This window comes from Aliiglaciecola lipolytica E3, assembly GCF_000314975.1.
In the GTDB taxonomy this organism is placed as follows: Bacteria; Pseudomonadota; Gammaproteobacteria; order Enterobacterales; family Alteromonadaceae; genus Aliiglaciecola; species Aliiglaciecola lipolytica.
Genome location: NZ_BAEN01000076.1, coordinates 192,675 through 215,214 on the forward strand (window position 1 = coordinate 192,675; position 22,540 = coordinate 215,214).

A 22,540-nucleotide genomic window follows, 5' to 3' on the forward strand; every position below is an offset into this window, starting at 1 on the left:
TATGCTTCAAAAATAGTTGTTTTAATTATACTAAACGCCGAAATAATTGCACTAATGACCGAATAAATTATATCTGGCTCAACGGCATATTGCCTATACTTGATAACAGAATGTTAATAACAGTAAAGGCCAAGTTAATTCATGACAAATACGGCGTCTACGAAAAAGATACGAATGGGCATGGTTGGAGGTGGTAAAGGCGCGTTTATCGGTGCTATTCATCGAGCTGCAGCCAACTTAGATGGTGAAATTGAATTAGTTTGTGGGGCATTTAGTTCTAATCCACAAAACTGTTTAGAAAGTGCTGAGATGTTAAACATTCCAGCCAATCGAAGTTACACAGACTTTAACACTATGTTTACAGAGGAAGCTAAACTTCCTGCGGCGCAACGAATGCAGTTCGTATCAATAGTTACGCCGAATCACTTACATTACCCCGTCGCTAAAGCAGCCTTAGAAGCTGGGTTTCACGTTATGTCAGATAAACCTGCTACTTTCACTTTGAACGAAGCGATTGATTTAAAAGACATAGTAGAAAAGTCGGGATGTTTATATGGACTTACCCATACGTATACCGGCTACCCCATGGTGAAAGAAGCGGCTTCACGCGTCGCAAATGGTGAGCTTGGCGAGATTACTAAAATCGTGGTCGAATATTCACAAGGCTGGCTCGCGAGTAAAGATGATGAAGACGGCAAGCAGGCAAGTTGGCGATTGGACCCAGCGCGCGCTGGCGTTAGTTGTTGTATGGGAGATATTGGAGTGCATGCGGCTAATCTTGCGGAAACGATTAGCGGGCTAGAGATTGTTAAATTGTGTGCTGATTTGGAACCTGTGGTAGATGGGCGTCAATTAGATGATGACGGCACGGTTTTATTGCGCTTCAACAACGGAGCAAAAGGGGTTTTATTATCCAGTCAAATCGCGGTAGGTGAGGAAAATAACCTCAACATTCGCATCTATGGTAGCAAAGCTAGTTTGCAATGGCAGCAGATGGAACCGAATACGCTGTGGCTGAGATTTAGCGACAAGCCTAGTCAGATGATCCGAGCCGGTGTTGGTGAGTGCGCAGCTGCTACCGCGCAAAGTTTGCGCACACCAGCGGGTCATCCAGAAGGATACATAGAAGCGTTTGCGAATATTTATAGGCAATTTGCACAACAGATACGCGACTTTGATGACGCAAAACCAAGCGACATTACAATGCAGGCACCGGGAATAAAAGAGGCAATAAGAGGCATGGCATTTATTGAAAATACCGTTGCAGCCAGCCACTCTCCGCAGAAGTGGCATCCTTTTTTACTTTCGAATATTCAACTACCTGGAGACAAAGTATGAAACAAATAAAAGGTCCTGGTATTTTCTTAGCTCAGTTTGCTGCCGATGAATCACCATTTAACAACCTAAATGACATTTGTGAATGGGCCGCAGGCTTGGGCTTTAAAGCGATTCAGATTCCCACATGGGATAGCCGTATTTTTGATTTGCAGCAAGCTGCTAGTAGTCAGGCATATTGTGATGACGTTATTGCAACGGTAGCCAAACACGGTATGCAAATCAGTGAATTGTCTACTCATTTGCAAGGTCAACTTGTGGCTGTTCATCCTGCTTACGATGAAATGTTTGATGGTTTTGCTCCAGACGAAGTTAAAAACAATCCCCAAGCAAGACAAAAGTGGGCAGTTCAACAAATGTTGTGGGCAGCTAAAGCCAGCGCAAATATTGGACTTACTTCCCACGCTAGTTTTTCCGGCGCTTTGTTATGGCACACCATGTACCCATGGCCTCAGCGCCCAGCCGGCCTTGTGGAAAGCGGCTTTAAAGAATTAGCAAACCGTTGGTTACCCATATTGGATGCGTTTGACAAGGCGGGTGTCGATGTTTGTTACGAATTGCACCCAGGTGAGGATCTGCATGATGGGGCTACGTTTGAGATGTTTTTAGAGGCCACCAATCATCACCCTCGCGCGAATATTTTATATGACCCAAGTCACTTCATTCTGCAGCAATTGGATTATTTGGCGTTTATTGATTTGTATCACGATCGAATCAAAGCTTTTCATGTGAAAGATGCTGAGTTCCGACCTTCGGGCCGTTCTGGTGTGTATGGTGGTTATCAAGGTTGGCTTGATCGCCCGGGTCGCTTTCGTTCATTAGGAGATGGTCAAATCGATTTTAAGGCGATCTTCAGTAAATTAACCCAATACGGCTTTGATGGTTGGGCAATATTGGAATGGGAATGTTGTATAAAACATCCAATGGATGGTGCTGAAGAGGGAGCTAAATTTATTAATGAGCACCTTATTCGTCCTACCGAAAAAGCGTTTGATGATTTTGCCGGTGTGGAACAAGACGAAGAGCTGAATCGTCGTATTTTGGGGCTGTAAATTAAAGAATAGATAAGCAACCTATAACCGATTTGTCGCTTATCCACAGGAGTAATAACAATAATGAATAATATAACACTGCGCCTAAGTTTAATGATGTTTTTACAGTTTTTTATTTGGGGTGGTTGGTTTGTCACCCTAGGTACATTTTTGGCCAATAACTTATCGGCTTCAGGTGGACAGATTGGTATGGCGTTTTCGACTCAGTCTTGGGGCGCTATTATCGCGCCTTTTATCATAGGACTGATTGCAGACCGTTATTTCAATGCAGAACGTATTCTCGGTGTGCTGCATTTGGTCGGCGCGGTATTAATGTATTGCCTTTATCAAGCTGCTGATTTTGATGCTTTTTATCCATTTGTTTTAGCATACATGATTGCCTATATGCCTACACTGGCCTTGGTGAATTCGGTGGCATTTGCACAAATGCGTGATCCTTCCAAACAGTTTGGCAAAATCAGAGTCTGGGGCACTATTGGTTGGATAGTTGCGGGCTTGTCCATTAGTTACCTTTTTGCATGGGATGGCCAAGAAGCCATTGCACAAGGCATGTTGCGTAATACGTTTTTATTGTGTGCGGTTGCATCTTTATTACTTGGTCTGTTTAGCTTTGTGTTGCCCAAAACACCCCCAAAAAGCTCTGGTGAGCGCATGGGCTTAAAAGAAGTTTTGGGGCTTGATGCATTGGCGTTGTTGAAAGACAAAAACTTCTTAGTGTTTTTCATATCTTCCATTCTAATTTGTATACCATTGGCGTTTTATTATCAAAATGCCAATCCATTTTTGACCGAAACAGGGGTGGCAAATGCCACCGGGAAAATGACGTTAGGGCAAGTCTCAGAAGTCGTGTTTATGCTTGTTTTGCCAGTATTTCTAAATCGTTTTGGGATCAAAATCACTTTATTAATAGGCATGCTTGCATGGGTTATTCGTTATGTTTTATTTGCTTATGGCAATGCAGATAGCGGAATTGCACTTTTACTGATTGGTATCGCGTTGCACGGTGTTTGTTATGACTTCTTCTTTGTTTCAGGACAAATTTATACAGACTCTAAAGCCGGCGTAAAAATTAAAAATGCTGCTCAAGGTCTTATTACGCTCGCGACCTACGGTGTTGGTATGCTGATCGGATTTTGGGTGGCTGGAAAAATTACCGATTCGTACACTACCGAAACTGGCCATAGCTGGTTTGATATTTGGTTGTTCCCTGCCATCTTTGCCCTAGTGGTTTCGGTATTATTTTTATTGGCATTTAAAAATGAAAAAGTTGTTCTGAAAGAGCAAACAGGAGCTGATTATGAGTGATAAATTGAAACCGGATGATCTAACTCAACCGCAACGACGACAGTTTATTCAACACCTAGTGCGCGCTATGGGAGTGACGACAGCAACAGCTTTGGTGTATGGCTCTAACTTAAATGTTGCAATGGGCTATCAGATAAGAACGAATGCTAAAGATACCGCGGGAGTGTTGTTTGATCAGCCGATGATGCTAACTCTCAAACACGTGGCTAACACAATTTTACCGCGAACAGACACCCCAAGTGGAGCTGATTTGGATTGTCATGGTTTTGTCGATAATCAATTATTTCGTTGTCATAGTGAAAGCGAACAACGTACTTGCATCGATATTTTAAAAGATATTGAAGAATATTCAGTGAATAAATATCAGCTTTCATTTAGTCAGCTTGATGCACAAAAACAGCAGAAAACCTTGCAATCACTAGAAGCTTTAGACGGCTTCAATAAATTCCAAAAAAATCAATTCACGCTGCTCAAATCTCTGATTATCTTTGGTTATTTTACCTCTGAAGTGGGGGCTAAAGAGATCCTTCGTTACGATCCTGTGCCAGGTGGTTTCAGTGTTATTCCATTAAAAGAGAATGACAAAGTGTGGGGAAGTCTTGCCTACTATTAAAGGTGAATAAGACCAGAAGTAGCATTTGAATAATCGCAAAACCGTTAGGAAATGAAGTGAATAAAGACATGTATATAAAAGAACAAAACAACAAGTTTGACGTGTTAATTGTCGGGTCTGGGATAACTGGCGGTTGGGCTGCAAAGGAGTTTTGCGAACGTGGTTTTAAAACGCTAATGATTGAACGCGGTCGTGTGGTTGAACATCGTAAAGATTATATTTCTGAAGGTAAACCTGTCTGGGATTATGCTAACCGAACCAAAGTGGATAATTTATTAGTTGAGCAACAGCACAAAATTCAAAAAGATTGTTATGCATTCCACGACGGAACAAAACACTTCTTTGGCAACGATCGTGATTTACCTTATGAAACGTCAGAAAAAACCGATTTTCGTTGGATTCGTGCGAATCAATTAGGCGGTAAGTCATTACTTTGGCATCGTCAAAGTTATCGTATGTGTGCGGACGACTTTTTAGCCAATAAACGCGATGGAGTTGGTATCGATTGGCCTATCCGTTATCACGATCTTGCTGAGTGGTATTCCTATGTGGAAAAGTTTGTGGGTGTAAGTGGTAGTAAGGAAAATTTGCCTAATTTGCCGGACGGTGAGTTCCAAGCACCTTTTGCTATGCGTGGTCCAGAAAAAGCCTTAAAAGCGGCAATTGAAAAAGCTTATCCCGGACGTAGTTTAATCATGGGGCGAGCAGCACACCTTACTGAGCCTACCATGTTGCATATGTCGCAGGGACGAGTGCAATGTCAGGCTCGCAATGAATGTCAAAAAGGGTGTTCATTTGGCGCATACTTCTCAACCCAAAGTTCTACGTTGCCCGCTGCTGCTGAGACTAACAATTTAAGTATTGCAGCAAATAGTGTTGTGCATAGTTTGATTTATGATGAAAAACGAAATCGCGTGATTGGTGTAAGAGTTATAGATAATGACGATTTAAGCACGCGCGAATACTTTGCTGATGTGGTGTTTTTATGTGCCAGCACCATTGGTAGTACGCAAATTATGCTTAATTCGACCTCAAAGACCTTTCCAAATGGCATCGCAAATTCTTCAGGCGTGTTAGGACATTATCTAATGGACCATAACTATAATGCTGTTGCTCGCGGTGATCTTGATGGGTTTGAAGATGAATACTATAAAGGACGACGTCCCTCATCTTGTTATATGCCGAATTACCAAACACGCCCAGAACTATACAGAAAAGGCTATCTGCGCGGTTTCGCTTATGGTATCGATACGTATAGAGGAGATTGGCGAGGAATGAGCTATCAAGATGGCATAGGTAGCGATTATAAAGATCAGTTATCTAAGCCAGGAAAGTGGGGAGCCGTCTTTGCTGCACAAGGGGAAATGTTACCGCACTTTGACAATCAAATGAGCTTGCACCCTACCAAAAAAGACAAATGGGGCATTCCGCAAATAGTGTTCGATGTGCAATATCGCGATAACGAAAAAGCGATGATGGATGATGCTGCGCAGCTTGGTGCAGAAATGTTGGCTGCAGGTGGTTGCACAAACATTAAAAGTAGCACGAGTTATGAACTTCCTGAGCGGGCTCCCGGCATCGCTATTCATGAAGTCGGTACAGCTAGAATGGGCAGAGATCCCAAAACATCAGTGTTAAATCAACATTGCCAAAGTCACGATATTCCAAACCTGTTTGTAACCGATGGTTCAGGTTATTGTTCTTCTGGTGTGGTGAACCCTTCATTAACCTTTATGGCGTTAACCGCAAGAGCTGTAGATTATTGCGCCAAAGAAATTAAAGCCCAGCGTTTATAATCAGACAGGCATAAACGAGTAAACATCTTTATGCCTATTTGCACTGCCCTCTAATCTGTCTATCGGTAATGTTCAAGTCATTGGCCTGTATAGTTATCTATCAATTAAACGCATTTGATACGCACAGGCCAATGGTATCTCATTACTCTGTAACAATTTTTTAGCGTTGTGGCTAAGCAGCTGCGTTTCTCTGATTGGGCCTAGCATGCAGATAAAAACAAGATACTGACCAGTAATAAGGGTTGCCAGTTATTGTCTAGTAGCCCAAAATACGAGATTGACTAACTTCAAAATAATCAGGAGAAAAAATGGCAAATTGTTGCAGTGAAAAATCCTGTGAAATAGAAGCGCTTAGGGACAAACAAAGCAAGACATTAAAAATTGTACTGGCAATAAACGCGGTTATGTTTGTGGTGGAATTGTCGGCTGGAATTTTGGCTAATTCAGTGTCATTAATTGCCGATTCTTTGGACATGCTGGGTGACGCTTTAGTCTATATATTTAGTATTTACGTGATTGCGCGCGGGGCTAGAATGAAAGCATTCTCAGCCATGTTTAAAGGCGCAATTATGGCAGCGTTTGGGCTTTTTGTATTAGGACAGGCGATTTACAGCATCATGGTGTCTCATTCACCGTCTTATGAAGCTATTAGTATCTTCGGTGTTGTCGCATTGCTGGCTAATGCTATTTGTTTAGCCCTTTTATGGCAGCACAAGGCAGAAGATATCAATATGAGCTCAGTTTGGTTGTGTTCCCGCAACGATATCATTGCAAATATTTCAGTTATTGCAGCGGGAATAGGTGTGTGGTTAACCAGTTCTGCATGGCCTGATATTATAGTTGGATTTGCTCTTGCATTTTTGTTTATGAAATCCGCTATTTTTGTTTTGAAAGAGGCTACTTTAGAACTGAAAACGGCGACGTCATAACAGTAAATAGTTATTGCGTTTATTGCTTGGTTGACTGCGAATCAGTCAACTTCGTTAGGCGAAGCCTTAAACATGTATTTTTAATGTTCTCAGGTTAACGAAAGTGGATAAAGATATGACATCTGCTGAATACCGCAAGAAAAACGACAGAGTGGGGTGAATACCACTAGAAAACCATTTAGAATCGCCCACCGTAAAAAAGAATATTCTCTGACTAAAAAGAATCAAGGACAATTGAAGTGAATCTGAAGTACCGAATTTGCTGCCTTAGCGCGTTGTTTCCCTTATCGATATTTTCATCATCGATTATTGCCGAGCAAAGTATTGAGCAAGCCCAACACAATATTGAAACGATGCAAGTCACCGGGACACGGATTGCAGATAACACGTCCGGAAGTTTTTCGAGTTTGTCTAGAGAGCAAATCGATCTTATCAACCCGGTATCCACTCTTGATTTACTCGATCGATTGCCAAACATCGTCATTGCAGAGAATGGTTTAGCAGGTGGCGTTTCTTTTGTCTCGATACGTGGGGGAGAGTCTAACTTTACACTGGTAATGATAGATGGTGTGGCGGTAAACGATTCAACCAATAGCCGTGGTGGCGGTTTTGATTTCAGCCAAATCAACCCGTTGAGTATTGAGCGGATTGAAGTCTATCGCGGCGGAATTAGTGCAATTTATGGTGGCGAAGCCATAAGTGGTGTTATTCATATCATCACTCGTGAACAAGCGGCGCCTGCTATTAGTGTTGAGGTAGGAAGCGATAAGCAGGTTAACTTAGGTGCGAACTTTTCTCATAAGTTGGACAACGGCGTCTCTGTATTGGCGAGTTTATCTTCTCGAGAACGCGAAGCATCTGAGAATGCCTCGGCAACAAGCAAACAAGCTCTATTTAAGCTAGGTTATGCTGATAGCAATCAAAATCACAATCTTTTAGTTACCTATAGCGACAATCAAAATATCAGCTTTGCAGAGGATTCCGGTGGTGAGCTTTACGCAATGCCACAAATGCCTGAACAGCGTAACAGCGAACAGTGGCTCGTTGGCTTTAACAATATATTTAAAACATCAGATGCTACCGCTATCAACTTGAACGTGTCTTGGCTAAACCACCAAGAATCGTCAGATCATCCTGGGATTGCAGAGGGCGTGCAGTCGGGTGTGCCGGCCAGCAACATTGATTCGGAGTTTGAACGCGGTGAAGTAGAATTATTCGTGAATCATCTACTCAATAAAGCGACCACCTTAGTGATTGGTGTGAATAAACGTAATGCGGAAGGACGTAATACTGGATTTCTCGACTATGGGTTCCCGTTACCAGTGGATTACGTTTTACAACAAGATTCGCAAAGCGCTTTTGCAGAGGTTAAGTATGCGCAGCCTAAGTACGGCGTTGATGTAGGCTTACGTTACGATGATGCGGATAATTTTGATAGCGAAACCTCAGTTCGATTTGCAGGTCATTACAACGCTACCGAGAATGTGAATCTATTTGCTGTTTATAACGAAGGGTATAAGCTTCCGAGCTTTTTTGCGTTAGCTCATCCTTTGGTAGGAAATCCAGATTTGCAACCAGAACGAAGTGTGAATAAAGAACTCGGCATGGAAGTGCAGTTGCATACTGGTCAGTTCACAATCGTTTTATTCGAGAATGATTTTACAGATTTAGTCGATTTTGATGCTGAGCTTTTTACTTCAGTAAACCGCAGCAATGTGGAAACCACCGGAGTGGAGTTTAATAGCAATCTCGATGTTACTACTTGGCTGCAATTTTCGTTTGATATCAGTTACGTGGATGTCACAGTTGATGGTCAAAGTAGTCAGTTGCGCAGACGGCCAAAATGGTTTGGAGGCGCGAGTTTAGATGCGCAATGGCAGAATGTGAGCGTGTCAGTTTTTGCTGACTTTAGAGATGAGTATCTGGATAGTTCAATTGCTACCGGACTAATCATCTTAGGCGGTTACGCCAAGTATGGTATATCAGCGAATTGGCAAATTTCTGATAATTTTAAAACTAACCTCAACATTGAAAATGCCTTAGCTCATGATATTCAAGATTCAGTGGGCTTTGAAAACAACGATGCGAATATTCGCGTTGGCATGACTTATCAGTTTTAATCAATTTTTAAAGGCCAAGTGATCCTTGGCCTTATTTCACTAACCAGTGTGCTTTTACATCAGTTTAGTGAACGAAAAAAAGTACAATTTCCACCGCAATTAAGATAATAATTATCCATTCCAAAAATGATGAGTGCTTATGGTTTTGCTCAGCAGCCAACATCTCGAAAAGCTCATGAATCGTTTCTAGCTTCAAATTAAGTAATTCAATCCGTTGGGTTAACTCAAGGTATTTTATTGCCGCCATATAGTCTTCTTGGGTTGCAGGGTAATCCCAAAAATATTCAGGTACATCCAACAAACTAAAACGTAACATAATGTCGTTTTTGGTTTGAAATAATGCGCCACGACGCATCGCGAGCTTTTTACGACTTAAGCTAATATTTCCCGTTTCTGCTAATTCCTTTGCTAAGTTTCGATTATGTGCAATCGTACTTTCCGCTTGTGATTCAAATACTTCTAACTTTCGTGATTGTGCAAAAGCATGACTGATCGCCAAAAGTGAATGGGTTTTACTCGATCCTAAAGTAAACACATCGTTACTAATCGTGAGTTTTGAATCGTTTACCATATTGAAATGATAAACTTCCCAATGCAAATCAGGATCAGTAGTTCTAAATTCGACTAAATCTTCTATCAAATCAGCTTTCTTAATTTCGCTGATCCCCCATGTCACCACAACGCCGTAATCAAATATAAACACATGGCCTTTAGGCAGATCTATGTGTAGTGCATCTCTGTACTTATTGACCACAAAATGTTTGGCAAACTTCGCTTGAATCGCTTTAGTATCAAGGGTGTCTGCAATACAGATCACTTCAATAAGTTGTGATGAAAAATTGCTTGTCATATGTATTTTTCCTTATTTATCTGCACGACTAATAATTACGGCAGTACGTAATTTGGACTTTCCAAATACCGATAAACTATTAAAGTCTTCTTTTCCTAATGGAATATGTTGGCAATCTGCTATTTGCTGATTATCAACTTCTGATGCAGTGTCATCCGGATCAGGATCGTGAAAATAAAGACAGTTTTCATCTACATGAGTAATCGTCACCCAGTGAGGTGATTTTTTGCCATCCAATTGGTATGTACTAATTAAACTTAGCACCCCCGAGCCAGCTGATAATGCAGCCTGAATCAATTGCACACTAGGCGCTTGATAATGGACCGGGAGCCCTATTTCTTTAGCACGTTGTTTAAATCGTTTTTCAACGGCATGCATAATGTTTTTTTTATGTTCACTGCGCACACCATCTAAAAACAATGTATCTTTTTTATTTACATAAACTTGTGCTTCAAATCCCCGTTCCATCGCAGCAATTCCTAAACCAATAGGGTGACAACCACCATGACCTGATGTCATAAAAATGGTGGTGGCCTGACGCCAAAGGTCTAACTCCAAAGATTGATTCATTTTTATCTCAGGATTTAGATTATTCATTGCCATCATCAATGATGCCGGACCACAGGTAAATTCAGTGGTTTGTCGGTACCAGGGATAACTAGCCCAACGTTGCTGGGCTAGTCGCTGATGAATTGGTTTTTGCATACGCAGTGCATCAACACTGTTATGGTAATAATTGCGATATACACCAAACGAGCGATAACCAAATGCGGTATACAAATTAATTGCCGCTTCGTTGTCACAGGCGACTTCTAGTCGCATAAATAATTTACCGCGCTCAACAGACGCTTTTTCTAATTCGCTTAGAAGACGTTTGCCAAGCCCTGTTCCCTTCGCTTTTTTAGAAACAGCAATAGAATATAAACGACACAAGCGAGTACCTTTGCGCATCAAAACTAAGCCGTAACCGAGCACTTCATCGGTACTCGATTGGTCTTGAATCAGCATGCTGGTAGCTTGTTGCTGAGCAGCGACAATAAACACGCAAGTAGGCGACTTCAGCCAATGTCTGAAACTACGGCGACTCAAGCGATCATAATCAAAGCTTTGCTTTTCAAGCTCAAGCAATTGCTCTAAGTCTTCACTTGATGCAGCCCTTAAAACAATAGGCATTGTTTGGTTTTTAGATACCATAACATTCACTTAGCGTCCTCTTGCTTCAATGCGGTTTGCAAATTCTTGCATAACGATCATGTACAATTCTTTACCCAAATAAAGGTCTTCTACTTTCGATTCCAAGCTAGGGTTATCATTGACTTCAATAACGTACACTTGATTATTGACCTGTTTAATATCCACTCCATATAAACTCTTACCTACAATTGAACTGGCTTTTACCGCTGCATCTAATACCGGCTTAGGAACTTCAAAGGTCGGTAAGGTTTCAAAGTCACCTGAGAAATGTGCTTTAGAACCGTGGTTGTATATCTGCCAGTGATTGCGCGCCATAAAATAACGACAAGCATAAATCGCTCGACCGTTTAACACACCGATACGCCAATCGAAATCGGTATACACGTATTCTTGAACCAAAACCAATGCAGATTTAGTCAACATTTCGGTTAGTTTTAATTTTAGTTCAACAAAGTTTTCCACCTTAAAGACGCCCATAGAAAAAGAGCTTTCTGGCAACTTCAATACGATTGGATAGCCAAACTCGGCGGCTATCTTTTCACAAGTTTCGTCATTTGCATTAGACACGAAGCTGCTCTTCGGCGCGGGCACCTTGTTGTAGCTAAATGCATCGTGCAAAAATACCTTGTTACAGCAGCGCAAAATAGATTGCGCATCATCAATAACCACTAGACCATCTTGCTCAGCTTTACGCGCTAAACGATAGGTATGATGATCTATTGCGGTTGTTTCACGGATAAACAAAGCGTCATATTGACCAATATTATTAGCCTGTTTAGCGTTTATTAACTCTGCGTGTATCCCAACTTGTTCAGCAGCCTTTACAAAGCTCTTTAACGCTTTGCTGTCACTAGGCGGTGTTTTTTCTTGTTCGTTAACCAGAATCGCCATATCCCAACGGAATTTCTTCTTGTTGTAGTGATTACGCCAAGTAGATTGGGTGTAGTGTTCCAAACGCTGAATAAACACCGGCCAAGTTTTGCTGTCTAATTCGTTGCAGCCCACCACTGAGATTTGCACCCAGATCGAGTTTTCAGAGGGCTTTATTTTCAGGCGCAAAATAGGCGCAGGAAAACGCTCAAAAACGTGTTTTGAAAGCTTTTTAAAGTTTTCATTTTCAGTCCAGCCAAAAAATACCAAAATATCAACTTCTTGATTTTTGTTCTGACTTGGTAAAAACGCTTTAGCTAGCGTTAAGCCAGATTTTTCTTCTGATTCATGGCGGTTTAATGCGGTTAAATCATTAATGCAATTAACGCTGGGTAGTACTTTGTGCTGACGAGCTTCGGCAAGCAAAGAGCAATAGTAGCCCTCGCTTAAATACAGCGATGTATTGCAAAGGTTTATAACCCGAGTTTTGGGTTCTCCTGCTTTAGGGTAGTCAGCCAGATATTGAGCAAAATCGATAATATTTGCATCAATTTGTGGAAGTCCATCTAAAGTGTCAACGACAACTAACGATTTATACATGCGTTTTTTTCACTCTTAAGTGTCAGTGTTTAAGCGGCTAAAAGTCTTTTCTTTCAACCTTAAAAAAGTGTGCGAAATATAGACTTTCCATTCGTAAATACAACAACAATAATAGTGCTAATTCACGAAAAATTATTGTCATCACGAACAAATTAATTTGCTGGTAAAAGTTAGTTATTGGGTTAAAAATTCAGCCACTTTTTAAACCAACTTAAATTCCTTACGTGAATTGGAGCTTTACAATGAAAAAATGGTTTTTAACTGCAGCTATGGCTGTATTGTCGATGAACGCTGCTATGGCACAAGAAGTTGCTGATGCAGAAACGGTTAAAGATTTGATGCAGTACTGTGTTGACGTTGCTGCGGAAGATGGCACTGGTGATTTGAGTAAACAAGAATTCGTTTTAAATTGCGTAAACGAAGAATTGGAATCTGAAGGCTACGCTAAAATTTCTGCATTGCCTAAAAAAGTATAATGATTAATAGGGGAGCGCTTGCGTCTCCCCATACTTATGATTTATTCGATACTCGTTGATGCGAGAGAATTTTTCACAAAATTAACTACTTCAACGAGTTCTTCAATACCGTTATTTTCTATAACGTTTAAATAAATCCGCACGTTAAAGTCACTCTGAATATCTAATTTGTTCAATCCAGCGTATTGACCTGAATCTGGCAGTAATGCACATCCCTTCTGGCTGCATGACAGTTGCTGTAGACCAATTTGATAACTACTGGTTTTTAGCCGCGCGTTACGGAGTTGTGGAAACTGTTGATAAATATTGTCGGTGACTTTATGACTCCACTCGATATGGATGTAATCTTCTAATTCGTCGCTTGTAGATTTAGCAAAAAAACTTAGCGGGATTTCAAGGATTTGGCTCGTTTCCACATTATCTAGTTTGAGTGGCTCTGTGGTAAATGCCATATCAATAGTACGCTCATGCAATTGTCGAGATAATAACTCGGTATTACCAAGATCAGTGCGTAACGATACGTGTGGAAATTGTTGAGCGACGTTACAAAGTGCATTATCAAGTGACAGATAAAACGCATTTGGTGTGGTGGCGACACTCAAGAATCGAGTACTTTTGTGATTCAACGCTTGTTTAGCTTCTAACAGTTTTGCTGACAATTGTTTGGCATAAGGAATTAATTGCTCGCCAGCTGGAGTCAGCTGAATGCTGTTTCGATTGCGGATGAATAATGCGGTATTAAAGTATTCTTCAAGCAGCTTGATACGCGCGCTAACCGCTGATTGGGTTAAATATAGATTGTCTGCTGCTTTGCCAAAATGGCGTGTATTAGCCACTTCCAAAAACGTACTTAAAAAACGGATGTCCACAACAAATTCACGAATTTGACTAGATTATCCGTTTAATACGTTAATTAAGCAGATTTAGCAAGCCTTTTGGGCCTGCTAAACCTTTAAAACTTAATGATATTGAGATTGTCTGTCGCGCTCTCTACTCAACTTTTTACTGTCTCGTTTGCGCTTTTCAATATCATTCATACGTTTGTTTTTGTGCACCGCGTCAGAATTGTTGTTCATCCAGTCAGAATTATCAAAATCTTCTTTTTCGCGTCTGTAATCTTTGCTCATTTTAGCTCACCAGTTAAACTTCTATTACTCAATCAAAATAAAATGCGAGTTTCGCTCATCTTGTTTTTATGAGTGAGAATATAATTGCAACTTCCAATCATGCTGTGAAACAAAAAATATTCATCATCAGGATAAATATAATTGTTGCAGAACTGGTATCCGAATTGCTCTTTTTTAAATCCGTTACACAGTGAGACTACTTCCGTGCTAAAGCCTGGCCTTCAGATGTAGCTCGGGATTTATCCCGTGGATTGTTTGATTTTATCTTACGAGGCTAAAGCTCCGCCTACAGGTGTAGCACGGGATTTATCCCGTGGTTTGCTTGAATTTACCCTACGAGGCTAAAGCTCCGCCTATAGATGTAGCACGGGATTTATCCCGTGAGAGTTACTGCATAGAATGTAAGCCGAACATATTACCTTCACTATCAAATGCCAATACGATAAAACCATAATCGCCAATCGACATCTTTTCGCGCTGAATCTTGCCTCCGGCATCTTCAACTCTCGCTGCTTCAATCGCACAATCATCACATGAAAAATAAACTAGCGTACTATTGCCGCCTGCAGGAAAACCAGACATCTTCACGAGCGCGCCAGAGGCCCCGTATTTCTCCATGTCAGAAGGAAAGGCGAGCATATCAACATTAGAATCACTGGGATCGCCAAGCTGTTCTAATTCAATTTTAAACACCGTTTCATAGAATTTTTTTGCACGCTCTTTGTTATCAATATAAATTTCAAACCAGCCCACTGGATTAGACATATTTAGCTCCTATTTTATCTATCAAAACGTAACCGAAAAAGTATAGGTCACTTTCTGAAAACTAACGCTTTTTAAGCCGTGAAACTGCGAAATAAACCGTTTATTCGTCTTACCATCCAACGCGGATAGTGAGTAGCATATTGCACTATTAATTTATTAGTGATTTTATCTAAAAATATCACATCACCTTTCATCATTGCGTTGTATGCATCAGCAGTAAGTGATTCTGGTTGAGCTTTGAATATGCGTGGAATATATTTTTCGACGCCATGAGCTTCTCGCAGCATTTTAGTTTCAGTTATCCCCGGACAGACACAAGTGACAGATACTCCTGTGCCTTTTAATTCTTCTGAAACCCCTTCACTGAACGACAGCACAAATGCTTTACTCGCACCATAAGCGCTAAAGTTTGGAGTTGGCATAAAGCTAGCGATTGAACCCAAATTAACTATCTTTCCTTTACCACGTGCAATCATCGGGTTAACAAAAACTCTTGTCATATTGACCAAACTTTGGATATTTAACTGAATTAAATTATTCAAACCTTCTTCTTCAGCATTATGCAGTGGTGCTATTTGCATCATCCCTGCATTATTGACCAAAATATCGATGTCTATTTTGTCAGTAGTTAATCGCTTAAGTAGATTTTTGGCACTGTCAATATGACAAAGATCCATGGCATACACATAACTCCTGATCGCATATCTAGTTGATAAATAAACAGATAACTCATCAAGTTTTTGTTGGTTTCGCGCGACTAATACCACGTCATGGCCTTTTTTGGCAAAGGTTTCAGCAAAGCTCTTACCTATGCCTTCTGACGCTCCCGTTATTAAAGTCGTGTTTAATTTAGTCATAAACTGTCCTAGCGTTCTGTCAAAATGAATTGCCGTTATTCCAACAAGTTTAGGTGCTATATGCATTAATAACACATGCTTTAAATCACTTTGCACCACTTTTGTTTTTGAGCTGTATGTTTTTTGCACTATCGTTTGGTTTGGTTGATACTATTTGAATAGGCTTGAAAGTGAAAACGGATTTGGACCATGCAAGTTGAGGTTGAACAAGCGACTACTAAGAGTGACTCATATAAGAGAAAAGTCGCAGAAGATTTTGTTGCAAATAAATTAGCAAAAGAACCTATGCAAAAATCTGCATTTCCTAAAGCTCGTTTTATTTTAGCTATTGTTATCATTTTGACGGGTATTTTAGCTTGTATTTTGATCACAAAAGTTACGCCCCTAAACCCAACTCCTCTGATTTCTCCGTTTAATATCTTCAGCCCCATGAGTTGGTATTATCCACTAGAGCGCAATGCGGCATTAAGATTGAATCTGGTTGATACCAACTCAACAATCAGTGCCTATCAAGTGGATGAAAATCAACTCGCATTGCAATTTGAAGATGGCAGTTTGCTGTACTTGGCTAACCATAACGTTTCGCAAGTCAATTCGGCTAATGCTGATATTGATATGCCAGTCTTAAATAGAAACTTTACGTTAAGGTCGGCGTCTAACAATCAGGATATTTCGAATGATTTATTTAATGGTATTGATGGGTTATTCGACCCGTTATTTCGACAAAATGTTGGAATCGGGCAAGTCAGTATCATCGGCTATTTATCGCGGAGCCAACCGCTCACCAACGACGATTTAGATCGCTTACGGCAGTCGCCTATGACAGCCAAAGCCGCTGAGCCTAAACAAAAAATTAGTTCATATGATCCCCCACAAGAACAAAAAACCAGTGCCCTTAATCCGGCTTTTGCGCAAGACCAGTCTACTTTATTGGCGCAATCAGTAGCCGATTACATTACTTCTAATTACCCTATCTCGGCATCAAATATTGTGGTTGGTGGATATGGTTTCGATCGCCATTACAGCGATGATTGGCAGGTTGGTTCTGGCCCCAATAACGGCGTGTTTGTGTCGATAATACCTGCTGTGTCTGAGGCTAGTTGGACTGCGTTACCCGATAGAGAAGTTAGCCCTATAGTGATTCCAGTACCGCAACTAATAGATAAAAGTTGGGAAATTTATAACCGAGATATTATTGTTTATCGAGATGGTTCAATCAGCACGAAAACCGAGGCTATTCTCCCCAGTGCCCTCAATCGACATGACTTAGATGCGTTTGCTAAATCGAATTGGGCCACTGAAATAGAAGATATGCAACATCAGGTTTTTCCTTCGCCAATTGCTCTACTTTTACTCGTTGGCAGTGTTTTTATTGCGCTTAGAGTGCTGGTGGTAGGACAGGGGCAAAAAGATGTAGAAGTGATTAGGTCACAGCAACTTATCGATAGTTTCGTTTCCGACTCTCCGGCTAACGATTTGACACAAGACAAACTCGGGTTTCAGGAGATCTCTTCCGCATTATCACGTTTTTTGCGTAATTCCGGTACAAAGGCACCATTGACCATCGCGATTACAGGATTATGGGGAAGTGGAAAATCATCATTAATGTATTTTTTAAAACAAAACCTAGAAAGTTTTCGCCTACACCCCGTGTGGGTAAACGCTTGGCATCATCAAAATGAAGAACAATTTTTGGCAGGTCTGTTAAGCGCAATCCAAAGCCACGCTATTCCCCCTTTTTGGACTGCCGCTGGCATGTTGTATCGCTGGAACTTATTAAAAATGCGCTGGGTAGAAGCACCCCTATTTTTCTTTTCGGTTACGGTTATATTTTTATGTTCGCTTGGGTACATATTAACTTCTGGGGAAGCGACACTAAAACCACTTTCAGACTTTTCGACTGAATCAATTCCTTATTTAGGCGCGGTGTTTGGAGCTTTTTCATTGCTTAGAGGTGGTATGGATCGAATCTCCGGTATGGTGAATACCAACCCACTAAAAAGTCTATTTCGCAGCCCCGGCAGAAATTTGGACTTGCGCGCAAACTTAGGTCTACGCGAAAAATTTGCAAAAGAGTTTAGTCTTCTGTGTAACGCTTTAGGTGATAGCACACTAACCATCTTTATTGATGATTTGGATAGATGCAAAGAGCAACGAATTATGGATGTGATGGAAACAATTAACTATCTCGTTTCCAGTGGTGACTGCTACATTATTGTTGGGATGGAAAGAGAGCCTATAGAGAATGCTATTTGTAGTTATTATCAGAGTACCCATACTGATGTTGATCAAGATGCGTTAAAAATCAAAGCTAAACGTTACCTTGAAAAGATTATCAATATTGAAATTCCCGTGCCTACTGCGTCAAGTGATCAATTCGATGGTTTGGTATCTAGTAATATTTCAGCACCGCCAGAGGCCAAATTTACTTGGTTAAAGCCGTTGCTGATATTTCTAGTATTTATTGCCAGTTTCCTAATAGGCAGTTATTTCTCAAGCCTCATCAATAATGAGCAACCTATATCATCAGTTGACAAACCCGTTATTGAAACTGCCACAACACAACAAAACACTGAAGGTGATAATCTTGCTGTTCAACAACAAGAAAGCAGCATAGAAACGACCATGCAGTCTGAACAACCCAAAATACTAAATTACAAAACCTTTGAATCTAAGGAATACGTCTATTGGTTAATGCTCCCAGTGTTATTGTTGACGTTGTTTGCGTTGTTAATTCGTGTAGAACGATTTAGACAACGCAAACGCATTGTTGAAAATGATTCCGATGAATTTCTTCACGCAGTCTCTTTATGGGCAAAAGTACTAGGGATCTCTCATCGCACCCCTAGAAATATTAAACGATATGTAAATAGGGCGCGTTATCTTGCTATGCGAAACTACGAATCCGGAGCTGGCATACGAGAAGCGAATTTAGTCACTCTGACCGCTATTTTAGAGTTTAACCGCGGTCAGTTGGATGAAGATAGCGATGGGCATTTAGTGCCAGTTCCTGAAATAGCAGATCAAGAATTACAAACTCAAATTAATCTCTTGCTCAATCAATCAGAAAAAATCGACTTAACGAAACGACAAAAGTTTATGTATTGGGTGCGCGGCGTCAACGTCAATTAAATTGTGTTATTTATCTAGGTAGCCGATGTCGCCCGGGATTTATCCTGTGGATTAATTGATTATACCTCACGAGGCTAAAGCCTCGCCTACAGGTGTAACCCGGGATTTATCCCGTGGCTTGTTTAATTCTATCTCACGAGGCTAAAGCCCCGCCTACAGGTGTAGCACGGGATTTATCCCGTGGTTTGTTTGATTGTACCTCACGAGGCTAAAGCCTCGCCTACAGGTGTAGCACGGGATTTATTCCGTGGATTATTTGATTCTACCTCACGAGGCTAAAGCCCCGCCTACAGGTGTAGCACGGGATTTATCCCGTGGCTTGTTTAATTCTATCTCACGAGGCTAAAGCCCCGTCTACAGGTGTAGCACGGGATTTATTCCGTGGATTATTTGATTCTACCTCTCGAGGCTAAAGCCTCGCTGACAAATACCTTTACTTGTCAGCTTCTCCTTAATCTGAATATAATGTCATCAAAAATAAGGAGTTAGCATGGAAAGCCAGTGTAAAAAATGTGGAATATTAATCCCAACCGAGTCACCCAAATGTCCAAGTTGCGGTGAAATTCAGGATACCTTTCATTATAAAAGTAGAATCGCTGCAGCCGCACTTGCGTTGTTCGGCGGCATATTTGGTTTTCACCGGTTTTTCCTAGGGCAATGGTGGGGCATCTTTTATTTATTGCTTTGTTGGACTTATATTCCGTTTATTGTGGGTTTAATAGAAGGCATCGTATTTCTGTGTACTTCCCAGGACGAATGGAATAAAAAATATAATCAAGGCGTTTCAGCGGGAAAAGAGAAAGGTACGGTTGTGGTGGTTATTGCCGTTTTGTTTCCGCTATCCGCTATCTTTGGTATTTTTGCAGCCATTGCGATTCCAGCCTATCAAAGCTATATACAAAAAGCTCAATTGGCAGAAACTCATATGATGACAGACACTGTGATGATGGCGGTTGAAATCTATGCATTGTCCGAGCAAAAGTGGCCAGAAAGTATTGAAGTACTGGACTTGTCTGGCGACCTAACTAGTTCGCAAATTCGCTCAATGGAAGTGGATAATGGCGTTATTTACGTGCACTTTAACGACGACTCTGGTGTCTATGGAAATTTGGTGATTACGCCTGAATCCACAGGACAAGGAATTAGTTGGGATTGTAGTCAATCTACAGTGGAATACACGGCATTGCCAAGTAAGTGCCGTATGCAATTTTAGAACTGTATTTTTATCAATAGTTTTGAGCTTACAAAAAGCGTTAGTTTGCTAACGCCTTTTGTTGGGTGCTCAACACCTTGTTTAAGTTACCAATAAACTCCATTGGGTCAAATGAAAGCGGTAAACGGGTTAGCTTCTCACCTTGTTCATCTAAGATTAACAACACAGGATATCCGCTAACTCGATAACGTTGTGCGAAATCTTGTCCTTGCTCTGTGTCATAGTCTATCCGAGCAAATACAAAGTTGTTGTCGATGACTTGTTGAACACGTTCATCGGAAAAAATCGTGCTGTCCAACTTGCGACAGGTAGGGCACCAAATTGCTGACATATCAGCGAGTATCAATTTTTCATGTGCTTGTGCCTTAGCCAAAGCAACGTCGAAATCTAACATCTCTATGCGAATATTATCTCTTGCTTGCTGGCCTAAATGACGTTGGAGCTGCTGGTAAGCGAAATAGACACCGACGGCAACTACCATAACCATCACCAGCTTGAGCCAATTCCCTGATTGTTTATCCGATTTTTTTTGACGCATTTTTTATAACCAACCGATTGTTTTCTCATTCTTTGAAATTAGAACAGGAATATAGGACATTTATTGCACCAGATTGAAAATAACCTACTTCATTCATGTTCTAGTTGCGAAAATTTAAGCCCAAATTTTTGTAAGTACACCCGTAGCCGATGTGAATCATTCACGCTACTTTTGTTTTGCCTGCTCACATTAAATAACTTTCTACCCGCGTCTGCTAAGTTATTTGAGCTCAGACATATCTGTATTACATTTTGCAACTGTAATTGATCAAACATATCCAAGGTCGCAAGCTGTTCGTCGTCGATAAATTGGCTTAAAACAACGTCATGGGTTTGTTTCGTGCCATGCCAACGTTTGTTTAAACGTAAAATTTCAGCTTCAACCGTTTGCAAGCCTATGCGTCCCTCGTTGCTTAAGGTAGCCATGCGTTTAACGCTGGCATTTAGATCGCGAAAGTTAGCGGTCCACAAGGCGTTTTCACTCATTGCAAACTGTAAAAAACGTTTTTTAGCTTCACTACCAAAACGAATGTGCACATTGTTCAACCGAGCATACTGGCGTAATTCAAAGTCTAAATTTGCTTCGAAATCTTCAATACGCTCTTTAAGTGCCGGTAAACGCCAGTTCCATAAATCAATTCTAGCTAATAAGTCTTCACGAAACTTCCCTTGCACCACTGCTTGGCGTAAATCCAAGTTGGTCCCCGCAATTAATTGGAAATCGCTATAAACGGCTTTGTCACTGCCTACAGGATAGAATTGTTTTTCTTCGATAGCGTGTAACAACATGGCTTGTTCATCTAATCCAAGTTCGCCTATTTCATCCAGAAAAAGTATGCCTTGATCAGCGTTTTTTAAGTAGCCATCTCTAGCACTTTGCGCACCGGTATAGGCCCCTTTGATGTGACCAAATAAAGCTGACATGGCTCCATCACCCACCAAAGTGGCACAATTCACCTGAATCAAACTGCCCATCACACCGCCGCGGGACGATTTTAATTCGTAGATCCGTCTGGCGAGCTGGGTTTTACCTGCACCTGTCGGCCCTTCCAACAGCATTGGGTCGGTTGCACTGATGGCTACTTGTTCTATTTCTTCAATTAAGCTATTGAACGCTGCATTTCGCGTTTGAATACCTGCTTTAAGGAAATCTTGGGCCGATGCTGATTGTTCTGAAAATCTGGCTGCTAGTGCGGCATATTTGGAGAGATCTAAATCAACAATACTTATCGTACCTTTAGCGCGATTTTCGGCGTTTGGATCGGGGGAAACCTGAACCAGTTTAGAAGCAGGATAAATTTGTGCTTCGCTTAGCATGAACATGCATATCTGGTTAACGTGCGTGCCCGTTGTGATATTGAGATAATAATCTTCTTTATCGGTATCGAAATTATAGTGGCTGGCATGTTGATACAACCAGTTGTATACATCGGCAAAATCCCAAGGATCATTCCATGTTGCTTCGACCAGCACCACGTCTGTAGCAGGTGACACCTCTGCAATATCCGCACTTATGCGCCGGGCTAAATCAAGGTGTGACGGTTCATAAAACAACTCCAACCTATCTACTTGAAAATCATCTTGCATTACTGCACTAATTGTTGGGCGCCATGTCTGCCAGCGTTTAGCGCCACGGCCTTTGTGGTCTTTTACCACGCCTAAATTGGCAAACATGACGTTTTTGCGGTTCATAAATAATCCATATCGATAAAGATATCAATATATCTAAATAGATAATTATTGTGAAGCTGTGTTTTCATTTGCGATTT

The 22,540-nt window shown here is 41.0% G+C and carries 19 protein-coding genes; 10 read left to right on the forward strand and 9 right to left on the reverse strand.

Translation table 11 applies throughout. The features are described 5' to 3' along the window. Positions 1-141: 141 nt before the first annotated feature. From GLIP_RS19385 to GLIP_RS19415, 7 genes are all read left to right on the forward strand, one after another. Complete coding sequence (locus GLIP_RS19385) at positions 142-1,338, forward strand: Gfo/Idh/MocA family protein (RefSeq protein ID WP_040523661.1); 1,197 nt, start codon at positions 142-144, stop codon at positions 1,336-1,338. Further along, the gene (locus tag GLIP_RS19390; RefSeq protein ID WP_008846407.1) at positions 1,335-2,387 is read left to right on the forward strand and encodes a sugar phosphate isomerase/epimerase family protein; all 1,053 of its coding nucleotides are present in this window, start codon (positions 1,335-1,337) and stop codon (positions 2,385-2,387) included. Before GLIP_RS19385 ends, GLIP_RS19390 begins: the two co-directional genes overlap by 4 nt. 63 nt (positions 2,388-2,450) lie before the next feature. After that, positions 2,451-3,692: a nucleoside permease gene (locus GLIP_RS19395; protein WP_008846408.1), complete on the forward strand. Its 1,242-nt coding sequence runs from the start codon at positions 2,451-2,453 to the stop codon at positions 3,690-3,692. Then, entirely contained in the window at positions 3,685-4,305 is a 621-nt protein-coding gene (locus GLIP_RS19400; RefSeq protein WP_008846409.1) for a gluconate 2-dehydrogenase subunit 3 family protein, read from the forward strand. The genes GLIP_RS19395 and GLIP_RS19400 overlap by 8 nt, the downstream gene beginning before the upstream one ends. Positions 4,306-4,361: 56 nt before the next feature. Next, the gene (locus GLIP_RS19405) at positions 4,362-6,101 is read left to right on the forward strand and encodes a GMC oxidoreductase (protein WP_008846410.1); all 1,740 of its coding nucleotides are present in this window, start codon (positions 4,362-4,364) and stop codon (positions 6,099-6,101) included. Between the two features lie 308 nt (positions 6,102-6,409). Further along, positions 6,410-7,030 (forward strand): cation transporter, encoded by a 621-nt coding sequence (locus GLIP_RS19410; RefSeq protein WP_008846411.1) that lies wholly within the window; start codon positions 6,410-6,412, stop codon positions 7,028-7,030. Positions 7,031-7,269: 239 nt separating this feature from the next. Beyond that, positions 7,270-9,150 carry a TonB-dependent receptor plug domain-containing protein gene (locus GLIP_RS19415; RefSeq protein WP_040523663.1) on the forward strand — a complete coding sequence of 627 codons (1,881 nt, stop codon included), beginning with the start codon at positions 7,270-7,272 and terminating at the stop codon, positions 9,148-9,150. A 64-nt stretch (positions 9,151-9,214) separates the two neighbouring features. On the opposite strand, the gene GLIP_RS19420 is transcribed toward GLIP_RS19415, so the two are convergent. From GLIP_RS19420 to GLIP_RS19430, 3 genes are read right to left on the reverse strand one after another with little or no spacing between them, the layout of a single operon-like run. Then, positions 9,215-10,000 (reverse strand): RMD1 family protein, encoded by a 786-nt coding sequence (locus GLIP_RS19420; protein WP_008846413.1) that lies wholly within the window; start codon positions 9,998-10,000, stop codon positions 9,215-9,217. A gap of 12 nt (positions 10,001-10,012) precedes the next feature. Next, on the reverse strand, positions 10,013-11,194 hold the full coding sequence (locus GLIP_RS19425; protein WP_008846414.1) for a GNAT family N-acetyltransferase/peptidase C39 family protein: 1,182 nt from the start codon (positions 11,192-11,194) through the stop codon (positions 10,013-10,015). A gap of 9 nt (positions 11,195-11,203) precedes the next feature. Further along, positions 11,204-12,664: a RimK family protein gene (locus GLIP_RS19430; RefSeq protein ID WP_008846415.1), complete on the reverse strand. Its 1,461-nt coding sequence runs from the start codon at positions 12,662-12,664 to the stop codon at positions 11,204-11,206. Between the two features lie 242 nt (positions 12,665-12,906). Here GLIP_RS19430 and GLIP_RS19435 point away from each other — a divergent pair, with 242 nt between their 5' ends. Continuing rightward, a complete protein-coding gene (locus GLIP_RS19435; RefSeq protein WP_008846416.1) occupies positions 12,907-13,140 on the forward strand; it encodes a hypothetical protein in 234 nt (77 codons plus the stop codon). Positions 13,141-13,181: 41 nt separating this feature from the next. On the opposite strand, the gene GLIP_RS19440 is transcribed toward GLIP_RS19435, so the two are convergent. The 4 genes from GLIP_RS19440 to GLIP_RS19450 all read right to left on the reverse strand — a co-directional run bounded on the left by GLIP_RS19440 (position 13,182) and on the right by GLIP_RS19450 (position 15,889). Further along, the gene (locus tag GLIP_RS19440) at positions 13,182-14,009 is read right to left on the reverse strand and encodes a LysR family transcriptional regulator (protein ID WP_040523664.1); all 828 of its coding nucleotides are present in this window, start codon (positions 14,007-14,009) and stop codon (positions 13,182-13,184) included. 90 nt (positions 14,010-14,099) lie between these two features. Further along, positions 14,100-14,267, reverse strand: coding sequence for a hypothetical protein (locus GLIP_RS21995; RefSeq protein ID WP_008846418.1), 168 nt, complete (start codon positions 14,265-14,267; stop codon positions 14,100-14,102). Between the two features lie 387 nt (positions 14,268-14,654). Beyond that, a complete protein-coding gene (locus tag GLIP_RS19445; protein ID WP_008846419.1) occupies positions 14,655-15,032 on the reverse strand; it encodes a VOC family protein in 378 nt (125 codons plus the stop codon). Between the two features lie 71 nt (positions 15,033-15,103). Then, a complete protein-coding gene (locus tag GLIP_RS19450; protein WP_040523745.1) occupies positions 15,104-15,889 on the reverse strand; it encodes an SDR family NAD(P)-dependent oxidoreductase in 786 nt (261 codons plus the stop codon). A gap of 189 nt (positions 15,890-16,078) precedes the next feature. Between GLIP_RS19450 and GLIP_RS19455 the strand changes: the two genes are divergently transcribed. Together GLIP_RS19455 and GLIP_RS21770 are read left to right on the forward strand one after the other, a co-directional pair. Beyond that, entirely contained in the window at positions 16,079-19,021 is a 2,943-nt protein-coding gene (locus GLIP_RS19455; RefSeq protein ID WP_008846421.1) for a KAP family P-loop NTPase fold protein, read from the forward strand. Positions 19,022-19,511: 490 nt separating this feature from the next. Next, entirely contained in the window at positions 19,512-20,234 is a 723-nt protein-coding gene (locus GLIP_RS21770; RefSeq protein ID WP_008846422.1) for an NINE protein, read from the forward strand. A gap of 40 nt (positions 20,235-20,274) precedes the next feature. Here the strand turns inward: GLIP_RS21770 and GLIP_RS19465 are convergent, their stop codons facing one another. Then, positions 20,275-20,772: a thioredoxin family protein gene (locus GLIP_RS19465; RefSeq protein ID WP_153886384.1), complete on the reverse strand. Its 498-nt coding sequence runs from the start codon at positions 20,770-20,772 to the stop codon at positions 20,275-20,277. Between the two features lie 89 nt (positions 20,773-20,861). Beyond that, complete coding sequence (rtcR, locus tag GLIP_RS19470; protein WP_008846424.1) at positions 20,862-22,463, reverse strand: RNA repair transcriptional activator RtcR; 1,602 nt, start codon at positions 22,461-22,463, stop codon at positions 20,862-20,864. Positions 22,464-22,540 lie beyond the last annotated feature (77 nt).